The organism is Verminephrobacter aporrectodeae subsp. tuberculatae, assembly GCF_026127385.1.
In the GTDB taxonomy this organism is placed as follows: domain Bacteria; phylum Pseudomonadota; class Gammaproteobacteria; order Burkholderiales; family Burkholderiaceae_C; genus Acidovorax; species Acidovorax aporrectodeae.
Genome location: NZ_QZCX01000001.1, coordinates 878396 through 895907 on the forward strand (window position 1 = coordinate 878396; position 17512 = coordinate 895907).

Annotated in this window: 14 protein-coding genes and 2 pseudogenes; 9 read left to right on the plus strand and 7 right to left on the minus strand. The window is 64.3% G+C overall.

The features are described from left to right. Positions 1-134: 134 nt before the first annotated feature. Positions 135-4007: a DUF3683 domain-containing protein gene (locus D5041_RS03705; protein ID WP_265283896.1), complete on the plus strand. Its 3873-nt coding sequence runs from the start codon at positions 135-137 to the stop codon at positions 4005-4007. Between the two features lie 679 nt (positions 4008-4686). Here D5041_RS03705 and D5041_RS03710 read toward each other — a convergent pair. Then, positions 4687-5249 (minus strand): annotated as a pseudogene (locus D5041_RS03710) (transposase); the annotation flags it as partial. A 53-nt stretch (positions 5250-5302) separates the two neighbouring features. Between D5041_RS03710 and D5041_RS03715 the strand changes: the two are divergent. The 8 genes and pseudogenes from D5041_RS03715 to D5041_RS03750 all read left to right on the plus strand — a co-directional run bounded on the left by D5041_RS03715 (position 5303) and on the right by D5041_RS03750 (position 10476). Continuing rightward, positions 5303-6151 (plus strand): sugar phosphate isomerase/epimerase family protein, encoded by an 849-nt coding sequence (locus D5041_RS03715; RefSeq protein WP_265258258.1) that lies wholly within the window; start codon positions 5303-5305, stop codon positions 6149-6151. Then, entirely contained in the window at positions 6148-6879 is a 732-nt protein-coding gene (locus tag D5041_RS03720) for an AzlC family ABC transporter permease (RefSeq protein ID WP_265258257.1), read from the plus strand. Before D5041_RS03715 ends, D5041_RS03720 begins: the two co-directional genes overlap by 4 nt. Before the next feature lie 6 nt (positions 6880-6885). Beyond that, complete coding sequence (locus D5041_RS03725; protein ID WP_265258256.1) at positions 6886-7221, plus strand: AzlD domain-containing protein; 336 nt, start codon at positions 6886-6888, stop codon at positions 7219-7221. A gap of 64 nt (positions 7222-7285) precedes the next feature. After that, a pseudogene (locus tag D5041_RS03730) lies at positions 7286-8443 on the plus strand (2-isopropylmalate synthase); the annotation flags it as partial. A gap of 54 nt (positions 8444-8497) precedes the next feature. Beyond that, positions 8498-8842 (plus strand): type 1 glutamine amidotransferase domain-containing protein, encoded by a 345-nt coding sequence (locus D5041_RS03735; protein ID WP_265258255.1) that lies wholly within the window; start codon positions 8498-8500, stop codon positions 8840-8842. Positions 8843-9003: 161 nt separating this feature from the next. Continuing rightward, positions 9004-9276 carry a CopG family ribbon-helix-helix protein gene (locus tag D5041_RS03740; protein ID WP_010104270.1) on the plus strand — a complete coding sequence of 91 codons (273 nt, stop codon included), beginning with the start codon at positions 9004-9006 and terminating at the stop codon, positions 9274-9276. 5 nt (positions 9277-9281) lie between these two features. Beyond that, positions 9282-9557, plus strand: a complete 276-nt coding sequence (locus D5041_RS03745) for a type II toxin-antitoxin system RelE/ParE family toxin (protein WP_438873581.1) — start codon at positions 9282-9284, stop codon at positions 9555-9557. A gap of 163 nt (positions 9558-9720) precedes the next feature. Then, entirely contained in the window at positions 9721-10476 is a 756-nt protein-coding gene (locus D5041_RS03750) for an SDR family oxidoreductase (RefSeq protein ID WP_010104267.1), read from the plus strand. A gap of 30 nt (positions 10477-10506) precedes the next feature. Here the strand turns inward: D5041_RS03750 and D5041_RS03755 are convergent, their stop codons facing one another. The 6 genes from D5041_RS03755 to D5041_RS03780 all read right to left on the minus strand — a co-directional run bounded on the left by D5041_RS03755 (position 10507) and on the right by D5041_RS03780 (position 17511). Further along, positions 10507-11544 carry an ABC transporter permease gene (locus D5041_RS03755; protein WP_265283897.1) on the minus strand — a complete coding sequence of 346 codons (1038 nt, stop codon included), beginning with the start codon at positions 11542-11544 and terminating at the stop codon, positions 10507-10509. Between the two features lie 18 nt (positions 11545-11562). Continuing rightward, positions 11563-13053, minus strand: a complete 1491-nt coding sequence (locus D5041_RS03760) for a sugar ABC transporter ATP-binding protein (RefSeq protein ID WP_265283898.1) — start codon at positions 13051-13053, stop codon at positions 11563-11565. A gap of 14 nt (positions 13054-13067) precedes the next feature. Beyond that, on the minus strand, positions 13068-14150 hold the full coding sequence (gene torT / locus D5041_RS03765) for a TMAO reductase system periplasmic protein TorT (RefSeq protein WP_010104437.1): 1083 nt from the start codon (positions 14148-14150) through the stop codon (positions 13068-13070). 109 nt (positions 14151-14259) lie between these two features. Continuing rightward, the gene (locus D5041_RS03770; protein ID WP_265283900.1) at positions 14260-15237 is read right to left on the minus strand and encodes a 5-oxoprolinase subunit C family protein; all 978 of its coding nucleotides are present in this window, start codon (positions 15235-15237) and stop codon (positions 14260-14262) included. Further along, positions 15227-16120: a 5-oxoprolinase subunit B family protein gene (locus D5041_RS03775; RefSeq protein ID WP_407702218.1), complete on the minus strand. Its 894-nt coding sequence runs from the start codon at positions 16118-16120 to the stop codon at positions 15227-15229. The genes D5041_RS03770 and D5041_RS03775 overlap by 11 nt, the downstream gene beginning before the upstream one ends. Beyond that, complete coding sequence (locus tag D5041_RS03780; RefSeq protein WP_265283901.1) at positions 16117-17511, minus strand: acetyl-CoA carboxylase biotin carboxylase subunit; 1395 nt, start codon at positions 17509-17511, stop codon at positions 16117-16119. Before D5041_RS03780 ends, D5041_RS03775 begins: the two co-directional genes overlap by 4 nt. Position 17512 lies beyond the last annotated feature (1 nt).

Sequence of the window (17512 nt, forward strand, 5' to 3'; positions counted from 1 at the left end):
GCGCGGGCTGGTGGCCCGAGGAAGGTCCGGTGCATGCGCTGCGGGGCGCGCGCGGCGCGGGGGACAACTGACATAGAATCGCGCCCCTGAACCCCCCCAGACCCGGCGCGCGGCGTCCATTCCGAGTAGCCCCCATGAATCTTCCGATTGCCTTGCCGGCGCAACCCGCCGAGCCTGTGCGGCTGCGCGAAATTCCCTATAACTACACCTCGTTTTCCGACCGGGAGATCGTCATCCGCCTGCTCGGGGCCGCGGCCTGGGAACTGCTCGACCAACTGCGCGCCGAGCGCCGCACGGGGCGCTCGGCGCGCATGCTGTACGAGGTGCTGGGCGATATCTGGGTGGTGCAACGCAACCCGTATCTGCAGGACGACCTGCTGGACAACCCCGCGCGCCGCAGGCTGCTGGTCGATGCGCTCGCGCACCGCCTGGGTGAAATCGACAAGCGCCGCACCCCCGACGCCGACGTGGAGCGCGACCGGCTGGTGGGCGAGCTGGTCGTCGTGGCGCGCCGCGCCGTGGCCGAGTTCGACGCCAGCTTCGGGCAGGCGGCCCAGCTGCGCCGCCAGATCCGGAAAACCCTGGGGCGCCTGACGGCCCGGGAGAACATCAAGTTCGACGGCCTCTCGCGCGTGAGCCACGTGACCGACGCGACCGACTGGCGCGTGGAATACCCCTTCGTGGTGCTCACCCCCGACACCGAGGCCGAGATGGCGGGCCTGGTCAGGGGCTGCACGGAGCTGGAGCTGACCATCATCGCGCGCGGCGGCGGCACGGGCTACACCGGCGGCGCCATTCCGCTGAGCAGCAGGAGCGCGGTCATCAACACCGAAAAGCTCGAGGCCATGACCGAGGTGGAAATGCGCCGCCTGCCGGGCCTGGAGCACGAGGTCGGCACCGTCTGGACCGAGGCCGGCGTGGTCACCCAGCGCGTGGCCGACGCGGCCGAGCGCGCGGGCTTCGTCTTTGCCGTGGACCCGACGAGCGCCGAAGCCTCGTGCATCGGCGGCAACATCGCCATGAACGCGGGCGGCAAGAAGGCCGTGCTGTGGGGCACGGCGCTCGACAACCTGGTGAGCTGGCGCATGGTGACGCCCGACGCGCAGTGGCTCGAGGTCACGCGCCTGGAGCACAACCTGGGCAAGATCCACGACGCCGATCTGGCCCGCTTTGAACTGCAATATTTCGAGGCCGACGGCCGCACGCCGGTGCGCACCGAGCACCTGGAGATTCCGGGCAAGGCCTTTCGCAAGGAGGGCCTGGGCAAGGACGTGACGGACAAGTTCCTCTGCGGCCTGCCCGGAATCCAGAAGGAGGGCTGCGACGGCATCATCACCAGCGCGCGCTGGGTGGTGCACCGCATGCCCGGGCATACGCGCACCGTGTGCCTGGAGTTCTTTGGCCAGGCGCGGGACGCGGTGCCGAGCATCGTCGAGATCAAGGACTTCATGTTCGCCGAGCAAAAGCGCTCGGGCGTGCTGCTCGCCGGGCTGGAGCACCTGGACGAGCGCTATCTGAAGGCCGTGGGCTACGCCACCAAGAGCCGCAAGCACGGCGGCGGCCTGCCCAAGATGGTGCTGTTCGGCGACATCGCGGGCGACGACGCGAACGCCGTGGCGCGCGTGGCCAGCGAGGTCGTGCGCATCGCCAACTCGCGCAGTGGCGAGGGCTTCGTCGCCATCAGCCCCGAGGCGCGCAAGAAATTCTGGCTCGACCGCAAGCGCACGGCGGCCATCAGCCGCCACACCAACGCCTTCAAGATCAACGAGGACGTGGTGATCCCGCTGCCGCGCATGGCCGAGTACACCGACGGCATCGAGCGCATCAACATCGAACTGAGCCTGCGCAACAAGATCGCGCTGTGCGACGCGCTCGCCGACTTCCTCGCGCGCGGCCAGCTGCCGCTGGGCCGGCAGGACGACGCCAGCGAGATCCCTTCGGCGGAACTGCTCGAAGACCGCGTGGCGCAGGCGCAGGCGCTCGTCTGCGGGGTGCGCGCGCTGTGGGCGGGGTGGTTGCAGGACGTCGAAGCGCTGTTCCCGCAGTTGCAGGACCACCGCCTGCGCGCGAGCTGGAAGACCCAGCTGCTCGCGCCGCTGCAAGACATTTTCTCCGGCGCCGCGCTCCAGCCCATCCTGCAAGAGGCTGCGGCCATCCACCGGCGCGTGCTCAAGGGCCGCGTGTGGGCGGCGCTGCACATGCACGCCGGGGACGGGAACGTGCACACCAACCTGCCGGTGAACAGCGACGATTACGAAATGCTGCAAACCGCGCACCGCGCGGTGGAACGCATCATGGCGCTGGCGCGCAGCCTCGGCGGCGTGATCTCGGGCGAGCATGGCATCGGCATCACCAAGCTCCAATTCCTGAGCGACGAAGAACTGCGCCCGTTTGCGCAGTACAAGCAGAAGGTGGACCCGCAGGGCCGCTTCAACCAGGGCAAGCTGCTGCGCAATCCGCAGCCGCACGCCCAGCCCGTGCTGCACGCCGACCTGCGCAACGCCTACACGCCGAGCTTTGGCCTCATGGGCCATGAGTCGCTGATCATGCAGCAAAGCGATATCGGCGCGATTGCCGAATCGATCAAGGACTGCCTGCGCTGCGGCAAGTGCAAGCCGGTATGCGCCACGCACGTGCCGCGCGCCAACCTGCTGTACAGCCCGCGCGACAAGATCCTGGCCACCTCGCTGCTGATCGAGGCCTTCCTCTACGAAGAGCAGACGCGCCGCGGCGTGAGCATCCAGCACTGGCAGGAATTCGAGGACGTGGCCGACCACTGCACGGTATGCCACAAATGCGAAAGCCCCTGCCCGGTGAAGATCGACTTTGGCGAGGTCACCATGAACATGCGCAACCTGCTGCGCAAGATGGGCAAAAAAAGCTTCCGGCCGGGCAACGCGCTGGCCATGGCACTGCTCAACACCACGCGCCCGGAGAGCATCCGCTTCATGCGCTCGGCGCTGGTGAACCTGGGCTTCAAGGCCCAGCGCATGGCCGTGGACCTGCTGCGCAAGTTCGGCCGCAGGCAGACCGCCAGGCCACCCGCCACGGTGGGCACGGCGCCGCTCAAGGAGCAGGTGATCCACTTCGTGAACAAAAAGCTCCCCGGCGGCCTGCCCAAGAAGACCGCGCGCGCGCTGCTGGACATCGAGGACAAGAGCCACGTCCCGATCATCCGCGACCCGCGGGCCACCACGGCCGAGACCGAAGCGGTGTTCTATTTCCCCGGCTGCGGCTCGGAGCGCCTGTTCAGCCAGGTGGGCCTGGCCACGCAGGCCATGCTCTGGCACGCCGGCGTGCAAACCGTGCTGCCGCCCGGTTATCTGTGCTGCGGCTACCCGCAGCGCGGCAGCGGTCAGTTCGACCGGGCCGAGAAGATGATCACCGACAACCGGGTGCTCTTCCACCGTGTGGCGAACACGCTCAACTACCTGGACATCAAGACCGTGCTGGTGAGCTGCGGCACCTGCTACGACCAGCTCCAGGGCTACGAATTCGACAAGATATTCCCGGGCAGCCGCACCATCGACATCCACGAATACCTGCTGGAAAAGGGCATCCGCTTGCCGGGCCAGGAGGGCGCCTACCTGTACCACGAGCCCTGCCACAACCCCATGCAGTTGCAGGATTCGCTGAAGACGGTGCAGGCGCTGGTGGGCGGGCAGGTGCTCCGGAGCGAGCGCTGCTGCGGCGAATCCGGCACGCTGGGCGTGACGCGGCCCGACGTGGCGACCCAGGTGCGTTTTCGCAAGGAAGAGGAAATCCGCAAGGGCGAGTCCCAGCTGCGCGCCAGCGGCGCCTTGGGCGCGCAGGACAACGTGAAAATCCTCACCAGCTGCCCCAGCTGCCTGCAGGGCCTGAACCGCTACCAGGACGACCTGCAAAACGGCCTGCTCGAAGCCGACTACATCGTGGTCGAGATGGCGCGCCAGATCCTTGGCGAAAACTGGCTGCCCGACTACGTGCAGCGCGCCAACGCCGGGGGCATTGAGCGGGTGCTGGTCTGATGTCGGTGGCTGCGGAACGCTGAACAACTGTGGTGTGGGCAAGAGGCCCGGGGAACCTTCTTCACGGCGGAAGAAAACGGATACCGCAGCGCCAACCCGGGCAACAGCCAGTACGCGCCCGATGCGGGCGCGTACGATCCAATTCGTGGGGCAGTATCGCTTCGCTGCGGGGTCTGCTTGGCGGGAATGCACGCGGCGATGGCTTGGTCGTACTGCGCATAGGGAACGCGCACGGTAGTCAGTCCGGGGGCTGATCCACGGACTCATCGGACTGTCGCCGAAGCCGAGACGATGTACAGCGCTTGCGGGACGCTCAGCCCCAACTCGCGCGTACGCCGGCATGTGGTGCCCCGTGTGCCTCCTTTAACCAAGCGTGCGTTGTGCGCTCGCTGCGTGGTTGGACCATGCGCGCGATGATGTTGCTAACAGCCGCCGTGATTTGCGGGCGGTTCAAGCCCAACTATGGCTGGTGCGATTAGCCACCTTCGGGGCTGGGTGACCAGGGGAGTCGGGACAGCACGATTGCCCTGTCCACGAAACAGCCAATCCCCCCACTTGTGCACCGACTATTTTTTTGCTTCATACTGGGCGGCGTAACTCATGTGACAATGGTTGCGCGAAGCTGATGACTTCTCATCCACCCTTAAGGAGGTTTGGCATGGTCCGCACTCTCCCCGACGCATGCTTTGGTGTTGCAAGCGCCATCGCCGACGACGTCAATCATCGGTGTTCCGAACGGAATCTGCTCGAACAAATCGGGCAGAGTCTCGCCACTGCCCACGTCTTGGTGGGTCCTCAGTGCTGCACAAATCTGGTCGGTCTTTGTGTCCATCCCCAGGTGTACTTTTCGCCAGGTGCTGTCGACGATCAGGTGCAGTGGCTCACCCGTGCGCAGCGCGGGCAAGACGATTTGCAGGCTTCGCGCGCGGCGGCGCAAGGTTGTGCAGTTGGGCACCGGCAAGGCCGGGAAGGTGAGTTGGCGCAGGCTTTGAGCAAATCCCCTCAGCGGACGCAGCGACAGAGCAAACATCTGCTTGAGATTGAGAAACCCTTGGATGATGGTATCCGTGTAGACGAGCGAGCGGCTGCGCTTGGAGGCTTCCACAGCGGGTGCGAGCAGGCTCTAGTCGATCCACAGTGGGACATTTTCTTTGGCAATCAGCCCTGCGTTGTACGGTGCCCACAATTCCTGACGCGGTAAATTGCCTTGGGCTCGGCCCGCTGGGTGCTATCTGTGCACATGTTTATACGATTCCGCCACACCCTGGATATTTGGAATAAGGAGAACTGCCATCATGATGAAGACATTTGAACACATTGGTGTTTCTACCAACTTGCTTGATGATCGGAAGAGTCTTGCGGCGTCGATTGAGCGTTTGGCTGATGATTTCTCTGTCATTGAGATTGAAATTGAGAATGATGCTCGGTTTTGGATCAGTGCTTCAGGGTTCGATGTCGCCACGGAGGTAGATCGTTGCCTCGCAGTGAAAGAGAAAAAAGGGCTTTATTTCAGTGTTCATGGCCCATACTTGGGTGTTCGTGCAGATATCGCAAACTTGAATGAAAAAGATCGTTGCTGTGCTGTGGATTTGATGTTGCGTAGTATGGCATTAGCTGCTCACATTGGTGCGACTCGATTCACTTTCCATCCAGGTCTTTTGACGCGTGACCCTGATGATTTCGAGTCGCTGTTTGCGCAATTGCGAAAATCCTTGGTTGTGATGGCGGAGAATGCGGTGCGTCTTGGATTAACTCTTTGCATAGAAAATACTGGCAATGAGCGGCCGCGTTATATCAAGCTTGATGATATGCGGCACGATGAACTGTGCAAAGAGTTTGGAGTTCGCCTGACAATGGATCTCGTACATTTCGCATCATTCTACGGACTCGAAGATAATTATCTAGAGCGACTGCTTCCAATATTGGAGTACGTTGATAATATTCATATCGCTGATATGAATGTGCCAAAGCACATTCACCTTCCTCTTGGGGCAGGAACCTATCAATATGATAGGGCAATTGAGTTCGTCTTTGCCAATGGCTATACTGGCAACATCATTGTTGAAGAGCGGGGCTCAAAGTATTCTGAAATTGATTATATCAAGGCTGCAGCTGACTACCGCCGCCGTTTGGCAGCTACATGACATTCCGCTCTCGTATGGCTGTAGCATCTGATCATCGCCGCGCGGCCTTCGTGCGGGGATGCGCCAGTTCGGCACCCGTTGTAGTGTCGTTCCTGCTGATGTTTTCCTCCTTCGGAGCACTTGCGCTGGAGAAGGGGGTAAGCACTTGGCATGCGACAGCAATGACTTTATTGGTTTTTGCGGCTCCACTGCAATTGTTCATGGTGCAAAATCTTCATGTATCCGCTGTTGCCATCGCCGTCGCCGCTGTGATCACCAATTTTCGTTTCTTTATCATGGCGTCGGCCCTGCATGTCCGGTTCGGCCGGATTTCACTATGGAAGATATTCCTGTCGTCGATTGTGCTGTCAGCTTCCACTTTCGCAGTGTCCAAGGGGCAAACGTCAGACTCCGAGGAAGATGCCCTGTACTATTATCTCGGTGTGGGCAGTATGGGATTGGGGTCAGCATTTGCAGGTACCCTGATTGGTAGTTTATTATTATCTCTCGTGGACAGCCAGTGGCTCAAGGTGCTCGCTGGAATAATTATGCCTTTGCATTTTACGGCGCTAACTGCGCTACAATGGCCGGCGCTGAAACCGATTCTGATGACGGCCTTGGGTTTCTTGCTGACGCCGATTGCCATGCATTGGTTTGGTTCTTGGCAAGCCATCGTTCTTCCACTCGGCTTGGCGGCCATCTTTGTGGCCTGCGAAACCGGCTTTGAGAAACAGGGGCGGCGACGCTGACAAACAATGGATATATGGATTGCGATTTTAGTCAGTGGCGGTTTATCTTGGCTGCTGCGGGTTTCGCCCTTTTTGTTGCTGCGTCGGATCGAGTTGGACATCAGCGGACCGGCGGTGCGCTTCTTCAACTACGCATCTGCCATCGTGATGGGTGGAATCATATATGGATCGCTCTATGGAACGCGCGACGATCTATTCTCCGGGCATATCATTTTTGAAGACCTGTTGAAGGTTATCGTGGTCTTTCTGTCTTTTATCATTACCCTTTGGAGTCGAAAGCCCAACTTGGCCCTTTTGATATGTTTACCAAGTTACCTGCTGATTTCATCGCTGTTTCGATAGGCGGTCCGCAGGAACCAAGCACAGCAAGGTCAAAACGGGCAGGCACTTGTACTAGGAGAACGACATGGCGGACAAACTGATCATTTTCGACACCACCTTACGCGATGGTGAGCAATCCCCCGGCGTTTTGATGACCAAGGATGAAAAACTGCGCATCGCACGCCAACTCGAACGCCTGAAGGTGGATGTAATCGAGGCTGGTTTTGCCGTCAGTTCGAACGGGGATTTCGAGGCCGTCCAAGCGATCGCGAATGCGATCCGCGAATCGACCATCTGCTCGCTCGCGCGTGCCAATGACCGCGACATTTCGCGCGCCGCGCAAGCCCTCGCGGGTGCGGCCCAGGCACGCATCCATATCTTCATTGCTACCTCCGCGCTGCACATGGAAAAGAAACTGCGTATGACGCCGGAGCAGGTGCTCGAGCAGTCCCGACAGTCCGTGCGCTTCGCGCGTAACCTCGTGGGCGACATTGAATTCTGCTCCGAGGACGGTTACCGTAGCGACCCGGACTTTCTGTGCCGCGTGCTCGAAGCGGTGATCGCCGAGGGTGCCACGACGATCAATGTGCCCGACACAGTCGGCTACGCCGTTCCCGAGTTGTACGGAAATCTCATTAAGACACTGCGTGAGCGCATTCCCAACAGCGACAAGGCGATCTGGTCCGTGCATTGTCACAACGACCTGGGAATGGCGGTGGCGAACTCACTGGCAGGCGTGCAGATTGGCGGTGCGCGCCAAGTGGAATGCACGATCAACGGCTTGGGCGAGCGCGCGGGTAATTGTTCGCTCGAAGAAGTGGTGATGGCCGTGAAGACGCGCCGCGACTATTTTGACCTGGACCTGAGAATCGACATTCGACACATCGTCGCTACCAGCCGCATGGTCAGCCAAACCACGGGCCTTGTGGTGCAGCCGAACAAAGCCGTGGTGGGCGCGAATGCGTTTGCCCATGCGAGCGGGATTCACCAAGACGGTGTGCTCAAGGCGCGCGATACCTACGAGATCATGCGTGCGGAAGATGTGGGCTGGAGCACCAACAAGATCGTTCTGGGCAAACTCAGCGGTCGCAGCGCATTCAAGCAGCGCCTGCTGGAATTGGGCGTGGGTCTGGGCAGCGAGACGGAGGTGAATGCGGCGTTCACGCGCTTCAAGGAACTGGCGGATCACAAGAGCGAGATTTTCGACGAGGACATTCTTGCGTTGATAGGCGACAAGAGCGTGGGCGGTAACGACTCAGCATCCCCCTCATCTTCAACTTAACTTGTCTGGTGGAGCGTGCAAACAACTGCACATACAGTCTTTCCTCAATGCAAGGTCATTGGCGCCGTCTGCCACGGCGTGGCCGCGCTGGTGAGCGCGCGCGTAGCCGATGGTCGCCCGATGGTCTCCGGCAAGCGTGTCAACTCCTTTACTGACGACGAAGAGGAGGCGGCCGGTCTGAGCAACGTGGTTCCGTTTCGGCTCGAATCGCGTCTGCGCGAACTGGGTGGACGCTTCGAGAAGGCCCCCAACTGGGCCAGTTTCGCCGTTCGGGACGGCGCCTTGGTCACAGGGCAAAACCCCGCATCTTCTGCGCAGGTGGCCCGGTTGGTTCTGCAAGCGCTTGAGCACCCGGAGTGACCGCAGCCAAGGCGCCAAGCCCCATACGGCCAGCGCCAGCAGGGAAAAAGGTTCGATGCATCGAACCACTGCCATGCTGCGCAACAACCCGGAAAGGGTGGAATCGGGTGCGGAAATGAGCTACATTATCACCAGGTATTACTGTGTGATAAAGGCTCACTATGGCAACGTCCCTCAAGATTGACGACACACTCAAAGGTCGCGTTCAGCACCTCGCCAGCCAACGTCGCCGCTCGCCCCACTGGATCATGCTTGAAGCGATCGAACAGTACGTCGATCGTGAGGAAGCGCGCGAGCGCTTCAAACAAGAAGCCTTGGCGTCCTGGACGGCCTATCAGGAAACCGGCCAGCACCTGACCGGGCATGAAGTCCGCACTTGGCTGAACACCTGGGGCACGGATGGCGAAAGGGTGGTGCCCGAGTGCCACAAGTAATCGCCGTGGAAGGTGCCGCGCAGGGCCTGGAGCGATGCCGGCGGTTTCTGGCCGTCAAGGCCCCGCAAGCTGCCAGGCGGGCCGGCCTGACCATTGACAAGCAGTTCCTGCTGCTGGAATCGGCCCCTGACGTGGGCCGACCGTTCCCGCAGGCACCAGAACTGCGCGAGTTGGTGATTGCCTTCGGGGATTCCGGCTATGTGGCCTTGTACCGCCATGATCCAGTCGATGATGCGGTGTACGTTCTGGCCTTCCGACACCAAAAAGAGGCGGGCTACTGATCGGGGAAGCGATCCAGCATGGACGGCAAGTCATCCTGGCTTTCAGCGTTGGCGGCGCTCCGGAATCAGCCGCGCATCGGGCAATCGACCTCCGCGCGGCAATCGTGGATACTCCCTCCGGCCGCCCCCAGGGCGGCTTGCCAAAAACATTGAGGAGACAAAATTGACCCAAAGACTCGCCGGCAAAACCGCATTCGTCACCGCCGCTGGCCAAGGCATTGGCCGCGCCTGCGCGCTGGCCTTTGCCGCCGAAGGTGCCCAGGTCTGGGCCACCGACGTCGATGAAAAGCTGCTCGAGGGCTACGCCGGCGTTCCCAACGTCAGCACGCGCAGGCTCGACGCGCTCGACGACGCGGCCATCAGCGCCCGCGCCAAGGAAGTGGGGACCATCCAGGTGCTGCTCAACTGCACCGGCTTTGTCCACCACGGGACGGCGCTGGACGCGAGCGACGAGGAATGGGACCTGGCCTTCCGGCTGAATGTGCGCGCGCAATGGAAAATGGCCCAGGCCTTTCTGCCCGCCATGCTGGAGAACCACGCCAGGACCGGCGCGTCCGGTTCGATCATCAACATCGCTTCGATCGCTTCGTCGATCCGCGGCCTGCCGATGCGCTTTGTCTACGGCGCGTCGAAGGCGGCGGTGATCGGCATGACCAAGGCGATCGCCGCCGACTTCGTCACCCGGGGCATCCGCTGCAATGCGCTGTGCCCGGGGACGGTGGACACGCCCTCGCTGGCCGAGCGCATCAATGCCTTTGCCGATCCGGTGCAGGCGCGCAAGGACTTCATCGCGCGCCAGCCCATGGGCCGGCTGGCCACGGCGCAGGAGATCGCGCCGCTGGCGGTGTTCCTTGCGTCCGACGAATCGGCGTTTTGCACCGGCAATGCCTATGCGTGCGACGGGGGAATGACGATCTGAGCGGGGCAGCCAGTCTGCAAACGCCCGCGCCTATCCCGGCAGGACCATGCGGTGGCGGATCTGGTCTGCCACCACGGCGACGATCAGCAGCGCGCCGAGAACGACCATTTGCAGGTACGAGCCGACGTTCGCGAGGTTCATGCCGTTTTGCACCAGCCCGATGAAGATGGCGCCGAGCACCACGTTGGACACACGGCCGACTCCGCCGCGCAGGCTCACGCCGGCGATCACGCAGGCGGCGATGGATTCCAGGGCGACACTGCCGCCCAGATTCGCCTCGCCCGTCTCGACGCGCGCCGTCAGCAGCAGGCCGCTGATCGCCGCGAGTGCGGAGCACAGCAAATAGGCCACGAGCAGCACCCGGCGGGTGTCGATCCCGGAAAGCGCGGCCGCCTTGGCGTTGCCGCCCACCGCGAGCAGATGCGTTCCGATCGGCAGCCGGCGCATCAGAACCCCCATGCCGACGACGCACACGGCGGTCACGAGAACCGGCACGGGCACCCCGAGCCAGGAGCCGAAGCCGAACAGTTCGCTGAATTCGCCGGGCAGGCCGGAAACGGGCACCCCGCCCGTGAGGAACAAGGCAACGCCGAAGCCGATGGATTGCACGCCCAAGGTCATGATGAAGGGCGACACGCCGACCAGCGCCACGCCCATTCCGTTCACCAGGCCGAGCGCGAGTCCGGCGAGCAGCCCGCAGGCGCAGCCGGCTGCGATGACCAGCCAGGCGGCGTCGGGCAGGGCGACGCCAAGGCTTTGCATCACCAGCGCCGAGACCACCGAGGTGATGGCCATCACGGTTCCCACCGAGAGGTCGAAGCCGCCGGTGACCAGGGCCAGCATCTGGCCGAGCGCAACCAGGATCAGATAGACCGATTGCCGCAGCAGGTTCGTCAGGTTGTGCCCGCTGAGAAACTGCTCCGACAGCGTGCTGAAAACCACGCAGGCGATGAGCAGCATGAAGGGCAGCACACCCAGGCGCAGGAAAAGGACGCGGCATGGGTTCAGCAGGCGCGCGGCACGGCTTGGCGGCGCGGCGGACGGATTCAGCGGGGGGGCGGGGCGCATGAAGGGCTTTCGCTGGATTCAAAAAAACAGACCAAGCACGGCGGATTCGTCGATCGCGTCGCCGCAGAGTTCGCCGGCGATCTCGCCCTGCCGCATCACGTAGACGCGGTGGCTCAGGTGCAGCACTTCGGGCAGGTCGGACGAGACGACGACGACCGCCGCGCCGCCCTCGCACAGCGTTTGAATCACCCGGTAGAGCGCGCTGCGCGTGCCCGCGTCCACGCCCACGGTGGGTTCGTCGAACACGTACAGCGCGGCAGCGCGCGTCAGGCCCTTGGCGAACAGCACCTTCTGCTGGTTTCCGCCCGAGAGCAGGGCCACGGACTTGTCGAGGTTGCGGGGCGCCAGGGCCACCTGCTGCGCCGCCTGCACCGACAAATGCCGGCCGAGTCGCTGCCGCAGCCAGCCGCCGCAGCCGCGCAGGGGGCCGCTCAGCAGGGGCAGGATGATGTTCGCGTGGGCGCTGAAACCCGGCACCAGGCCCTCGCTCTTGCGGTCCGCGGGCAGGTAGAAGAGCCCCGCGCGCAGCATCTCGCGCACCGATGCGCCGGTGCAAAGCCGCCCCTGGAAGCGCACCTGCCCCGCGCTGACCCGATCCAGGCCGTAGATCGCACGAAACAGTCCGGATTTCCCGCAGCCCACGAGGCCCGCGACGCCGACGACCTCGCCGCGCCGCACGCTGAGGCTGGCGTTGCGAACCCCGTTGGGCGAAGCCAGTCCCGTGACTTCGAGCACCGTATCGCCGGGCCTGTGCGCGATGTCGGGGTAGATCTGCGCGATGGCGCGCCCGCTCATCAACTCGATGAGTTCATCGGTGCGCACGGCGCGCGCATCGACGGTGGTGATTTTCTTTCCGTCGCGCAGCACCGTGACCCGGTCGGCAATCTGCGCGATCTCCTGCATGCGGTGCGAGATGTAGACGATTCCCGCGCGCTGCGCCTTGAGCTGCGCGATGAGCGCGAACAGGCGCTGCGTCTCCTTGTCCGTCAGCGACGCCGTGGGCTCGTCGAAGATCAGCACCGAGGCGTTCCTGTGCAGGCCCTTGGCGATCTCGAGCATCTGCTGCTGGGCCCGCGTCAGGCCCGAGACCGGCTCCGCGCAGTCGATGTCGAAGTCGAGCTCGGCGAGCACCGTGCGGGCGCGCGCGTTCAGCGCCGCGCAGTCGAGCAGACCGCGGCGCGACGGCTCGTCGCCCAGGCCCAGGTTCTGCGCCACCGAGAGGGTCGGAACCAGCGAGAACTCCTGAAACACGGCGCTGATGCCGTGCCGGCGCGCGTCGTGCACGCTGGCGAATTGCACGCGCACGCCGTGCATGCGGATCGCGCCACTGCTGGGCGTTGCGGCCCCGGCGAGCAGCGCGATCAGGGTCGATTTTCCGGCGCCGTTTTCGCCGAACAGAACATGCACCTCGCCGGCCCGGAGGTCAAAGTCCACCGCGTCGAGCGCGAGCACGCCGGGGTATTGCTTGCTCAGCGCGACGGTTTCCAGCAAGACCGGATCGGCGTGCATGGCCGGCCCCGTGCTCACTGGACTTCAAAAACCGGTTTGAAACCGACGGGCGGCAGGATGTCCGTGAGCTTCACGCTCTTGAGGTTGGCGCTGTCGACGACGAAGATTTTCGGCCCCACGTGTTTGTGCACTGCCCGGCCCTCGAGCAGGCGCACGGCTTGGTCGATGGCGATGCGGCCCTGGATGACCATGGAGTCGGCGGGCGCGGCAACGATGCGCCCCTTTTGTATGCCCTCGTAGACGCCCGGGGTCATGTAGAACGACAGCAGCTGCACCTTCGTGTCGAGCTTGCGCGCGCGCAGGATTCCGCTCGCCGCTTCGGCGGTCACGGCCGTGCCGGCCACGTAGGCCAGGTCGGGGTTGCCCTGCAGAACGTCTTCGACGAGTTTCGCCTGCACCTCCTTGCCGGTGTCGCCGTATTTCGGATCGAGCACCACGACGGCGCTCCCCTTGACCGCGTCCATGAAGCCCTTGTGCGCGGCCTCGACCCAGGCGGCCCCGGCGGGGCCGGGGAACCAGCCCACTTTGACGGCGGGCGAACCCGCGGGGTGCTTTTTCGCCAGGTATTCGCCCGTGGACTGGCCCATGGTGTAGAACGAGACCAGGGACTTGGCCGAGACCTCGGGCGCGTTCATGCCGTTCACCAGATCGATGATCGGCAGCTTCTTCGCGGCCACGGTCTTGAGCACATTGCCCAGGCCGTCGCCCGAGATCGCGCCAATCACCACGGCCTGCGCGCCGCGCGCGACGCAGTCTTCGATCTGGGAAATCTGCTTGGCCAGGTTGGTGTAGCCGCCCGCGTCGGCCAGTTGCATCTTCACGCCCAGGCGCCTGGACTCCTCTGCGATGCCGTAATCGACGCCCAGCCAATAGGCGTCCTTCATGTGCGGGAACGACACGCAGATGTCCCATTTCTTTGCCGCCTTGGCCAGCGGCATGTAGTCGATGGGGGTTTTCTTCCCGGTCGCCGAGAACGCCGGCTCGGTCGCTTCGGCCTGGTACGGAAACCAGTCGTCGGCGAAGGCCGCGCCGTGCCCGAGCAGGGCCGCAGCGAGCGATCCGGTGAGGAATGCAATGCGCGTGGAAGACAGGGTCACGGTGGGCTCCTTGGGTTGGCAACAGAAAAGAGAGATATCCGGAATGCCCGCTGCACGCGACCCCGGGCATGCGGGGTGATTGGCCACCGGAACAAAGGGTTTGCGCCGCTCAGTGCGTCAGCGCGTCGCGCATTTGCTGGAGGCGTCGGCTGCGCTCGGCGCGGGCCTCGAGCGCCTGCGCCATATCGACCGCGACGAAGCGCGCCTGGTTGTTCGGCTGCATCTGCGCGATGCGATCCATGTCTGCGCTGATCACGGTGCCGATCATTGCGTAGCCGCCGCCGGAGACGGCGTCGCGGTGCAGGATGATCGGCTCGCTCCCGCCGGGAACCTGGATGGACCCATAGGGGTAGCCCGCATCGACGATGTTCGACGGGTCGGCGCCCGCGCCGAAAGGGGGCGTGCGCGCATGGAACTGCAAGGGCCGGCCGCCCTTGCAGCGGTAGCCGATGCGGTCGGCCTCGGAAGCCACGGTCCAGGTGTCGGCAAAAAAGCCCGCCGCCGAGGCTTCTTGCAGGCGATGAAAGTACAGGCCCGGCAGCACGCGCAGCGGCACCTCCTTGGCCAGCGCCGGCAGCCATTGCGCCTGCGCGCGCCGCCCCGCGCGTGCGTGCGGGGAGCGCTCGCCCAACGGCAGCCGGTCGCCGGCGAGCAGCCTGCGCCCCTGGAATCCGCCAAACGCGCCCAGGCCATAGGTGGAGCGGCTGCCGAGCACCCGGGGAACGTCGATACCGCCTGCGACGGCGATAAAGCAGCGCGCGCCCAGCTTCATGAAGCCAAAGCCCAACCGGGTGCCCGCCGGGACGGCAAACGACTCGTTGCGCGGCATGTCCTGGCCATCGACGAGCACCGCGGCTTCGGCCCCCGTGACCGCGACGATGGCGGGCGCATGAAAGCGCAGTTCCGGCCCGAGCAGGGTGCATTCGATGACCGCCGCGTCGGCCGCATTGCCCACCAGCAGGTTCGCCAGCAGATAGCTTTGCTGGTCCAGGGCGCCCGAAAGGGGAATCCCCAGGTGGTAGAAACCGGGGCGCCCTGCGTCCTGCACGCTGCTTGCAAGCCCGGGCTTGATGACTTCAATCGCCATGGAGCACCTTCAGCAGTTGTTGGTTGTAGCCGTCCGGGTCGGCCATGAAGTCCGGTAGCGAGAACGCCACCGGCCGAATGCGCAGCTGGTAGTCGCGGGACTCGACCTGCTGCACCTGGCGCGCGTACTCGGCGGCGTCTATGGGTTTGAATTTGACGATGTCGCCGGGTTGGAAGAACACCATCAGGTCCTTGAAGTACGACAGGCTCTGCGCGGGGTCGAAGATCGGCGCCGGGGTCACGCCCAGCATCTGGTAGCCGCCTGCGCCGCGCACCGAATAAATGCAGCCAAAGCAGCCGCCGTGGCCCAGCGTCAGCCGCGGTGTGTCGGTGCGTGGGCGCAGGTACTTGGGCACTTGCAGCTGCCGCTGGCGCTCGACCATCTGGTAGAGAAACGGCAGACCCGCGACGAAGCCCACCATGGAGACGAACCAGGGCGCGCTGGAATGCGCGTCGATGAAGGCCTCGACCGACGCGAGGTGGTTGATGCGCGCCGCGTATTCGATATCCGTGCTGTTCGGGTCCTGGTGCCGTTCACGAAAACGCATCAGCGTCTCGTGCGTCCACGGGTCGCCGTAGAACACGGGGATCTCGACGATGCGCGTGCGCAGATGCAGGTCCGCCGCGCCCAGGCCGGCCTCGATCTGTTGCAGCGTGGCCAGCAGTTCCCGGGGTGCCATCAGGTCGGGATCGAAACGCAGCAAATAGGCGGCGTTCGCCGGGCAGATCTCGCTCACCCCCGGCAGCGCCCGCTGGCGCAGGGCGTTGCAGATCGCCATGCTTTTGAAAAACGCCGGCAGCGACATCTCTTCGCTGATTTCGACGAACAGATGCTCGTCACCGCCAAAGCTATAGCGCGCGGGGGGCAGGGTCATGGCAGTCATGCGGCTTTCTCCAGGCGTGCAGTGCTGGTGGCCAGCGGATGCGTTTCGAGCCAGCTTTCCAGAAAGCCGGTATGGAAGTCGGCCGCAGCCACCTGCGCGTCCTCGCACAGCGCCTGGTGCAGCGCGATCGTGGTCTGGACGCCGTCGATGCGCAGCTCATTCAGCGCGCGGCGCATGCGCGCCAGGGCGCTCGGACGGTCGCGGTCGTGCACGATCAATTTGCCGAGCAGCGAGTCGTAGTACGCGGGCACCGTGCAGCCCGGAAACAGCATGGAGTCGAAGCGCACGCCGGGGCCTCCGGGGACGACCAGCTTCGACACCACGCCCGGGCTTGGCATAAAGCCCTTGGCGGCGTTTTCCGCGTTGATGCGCACCTCGATCGCCGCACCGGCGGGGCGGATGTCCTCCTGCCGCAGGCGCAGGGGCTCGCCCAGGGCGATGCAGATCATTTCCTTGACGAGGTCCACGCCGGTGAGCATCTCCGTGACCGGGTGCTCGACCTGGATGCGCGTGTTCATCTCGATAAAGAAAAACTCCTGCGCGTCGCTGTCGTAGAGGTACTCCAGAGTGGCCGCGCCGCGGTAGGCGACGGCCTGCGCCAGGCGCAGCGCCGACGCGCACAGCGCTGCGCGCGCCGGCGCGTCGAGCGCAACCGACGGCGCCTCTTCCCAGACCTTCTGGCGCCGGCGCTGCAACGAGCATTCGCGCTCGAAGCAATGCACCACGCGCTCGCCGTCGCCGAGGATCTGCACCTCGACGTGGCGCGCATGGCGCACGAAGCGCTCCAGGTAAACCGCGCCATTGCCAAAGGCCGCCTGGGCCTCGGCGCTCGCCGTGGCGAACTGCTGGCGCAGCGCGGACGCGTCGTGCGCCACGCGGATTCCCCGCCCGCCCCCGCCGGCCGAGGCCTTGAGCATGATCGGATAACCGATGCCCGCGGCCACCGCCACGGCATGCTCCGCGTCGGCGACGACCCCCTCGCTGCCCGCAACGGTCACGACCCCGGCACGCAGCGCCGCAGCGCGCGCCGCAGCCTTGTCGCCCATGCTGCGGATGGAATGCGGCGCCGGCCCGACGAAGACCAGGCCGGCGGCCTCGACACGTTGCGCGAAGTCGGCGTTCTCGGAGAGAAACCCATAGCCCGGATGCACCGCGCCGGCGCCGCTTTGCAGCGCGGCCTGCACGATCGCCTCGGCGTTCAAATAGCTTTTGCCCGCAGGCGCGGGGCCAATGCGCACGGCCTCGTCGGCCATCTGCACGGCCAGGCCCTGCGCGTCTGCGTCGCTGTAGACGGCGACCGTGCGCAGGCCCAGTTCCTGCGCAGCGCGGACGATGCGCACCGCGATCTCGCCCCGGTTGGCGATGAGCAGCTTGTCGAAGCGCGCGGGCATG

Coding starts and splice junctions, on each gene's coding strand:
- D5041_RS03705 (WP_265283896.1), top strand. CDS start 135: ATGAATCTTCCGATTGCCTTGCCGGCGCAACCCGCCGAGCCTGTGCGG.
- D5041_RS03715 (WP_265258258.1), top strand. CDS start 5,303: ATGATGAAGACATTTGAACACATTGGTGTTTCTACCAACTTGCTTGAT.
- D5041_RS03720 (WP_265258257.1), top strand. CDS start 6,148: ATGACATTCCGCTCTCGTATGGCTGTAGCATCTGATCATCGCCGCGCG.
- D5041_RS03725 (WP_265258256.1), top strand. CDS start 6,886: ATGGATATATGGATTGCGATTTTAGTCAGTGGCGGTTTATCTTGGCTG.
- D5041_RS03740 (WP_010104270.1), top strand. CDS start 9,004: ATGGCAACGTCCCTCAAGATTGACGACACACTCAAAGGTCGCGTTCAG.
- D5041_RS03755 (WP_265283897.1), bottom strand. CDS start 11,544: ATGCGCCCCGCCCCCCCGCTGAATCCGTCCGCCGCGCCGCCAAGCCGT.
- D5041_RS03760 (WP_265283898.1), bottom strand. CDS start 13,053: ATGCACGCCGATCCGGTCTTGCTGGAAACCGTCGCGCTGAGCAAGCAA.
- D5041_RS03770 (WP_265283900.1), bottom strand. CDS start 15,237: ATGGCGATTGAAGTCATCAAGCCCGGGCTTGCAAGCAGCGTGCAGGAC.
- D5041_RS03775 (WP_407702218.1), bottom strand. CDS start 16,120: ATGACTGCCATGACCCTGCCCCCCGCGCGCTATAGCTTTGGCGGTGAC.
- D5041_RS03780 (WP_265283901.1), bottom strand. CDS start 17,511: ATGCCCGCGCGCTTCGACAAGCTGCTCATCGCCAACCGGGGCGAGATC.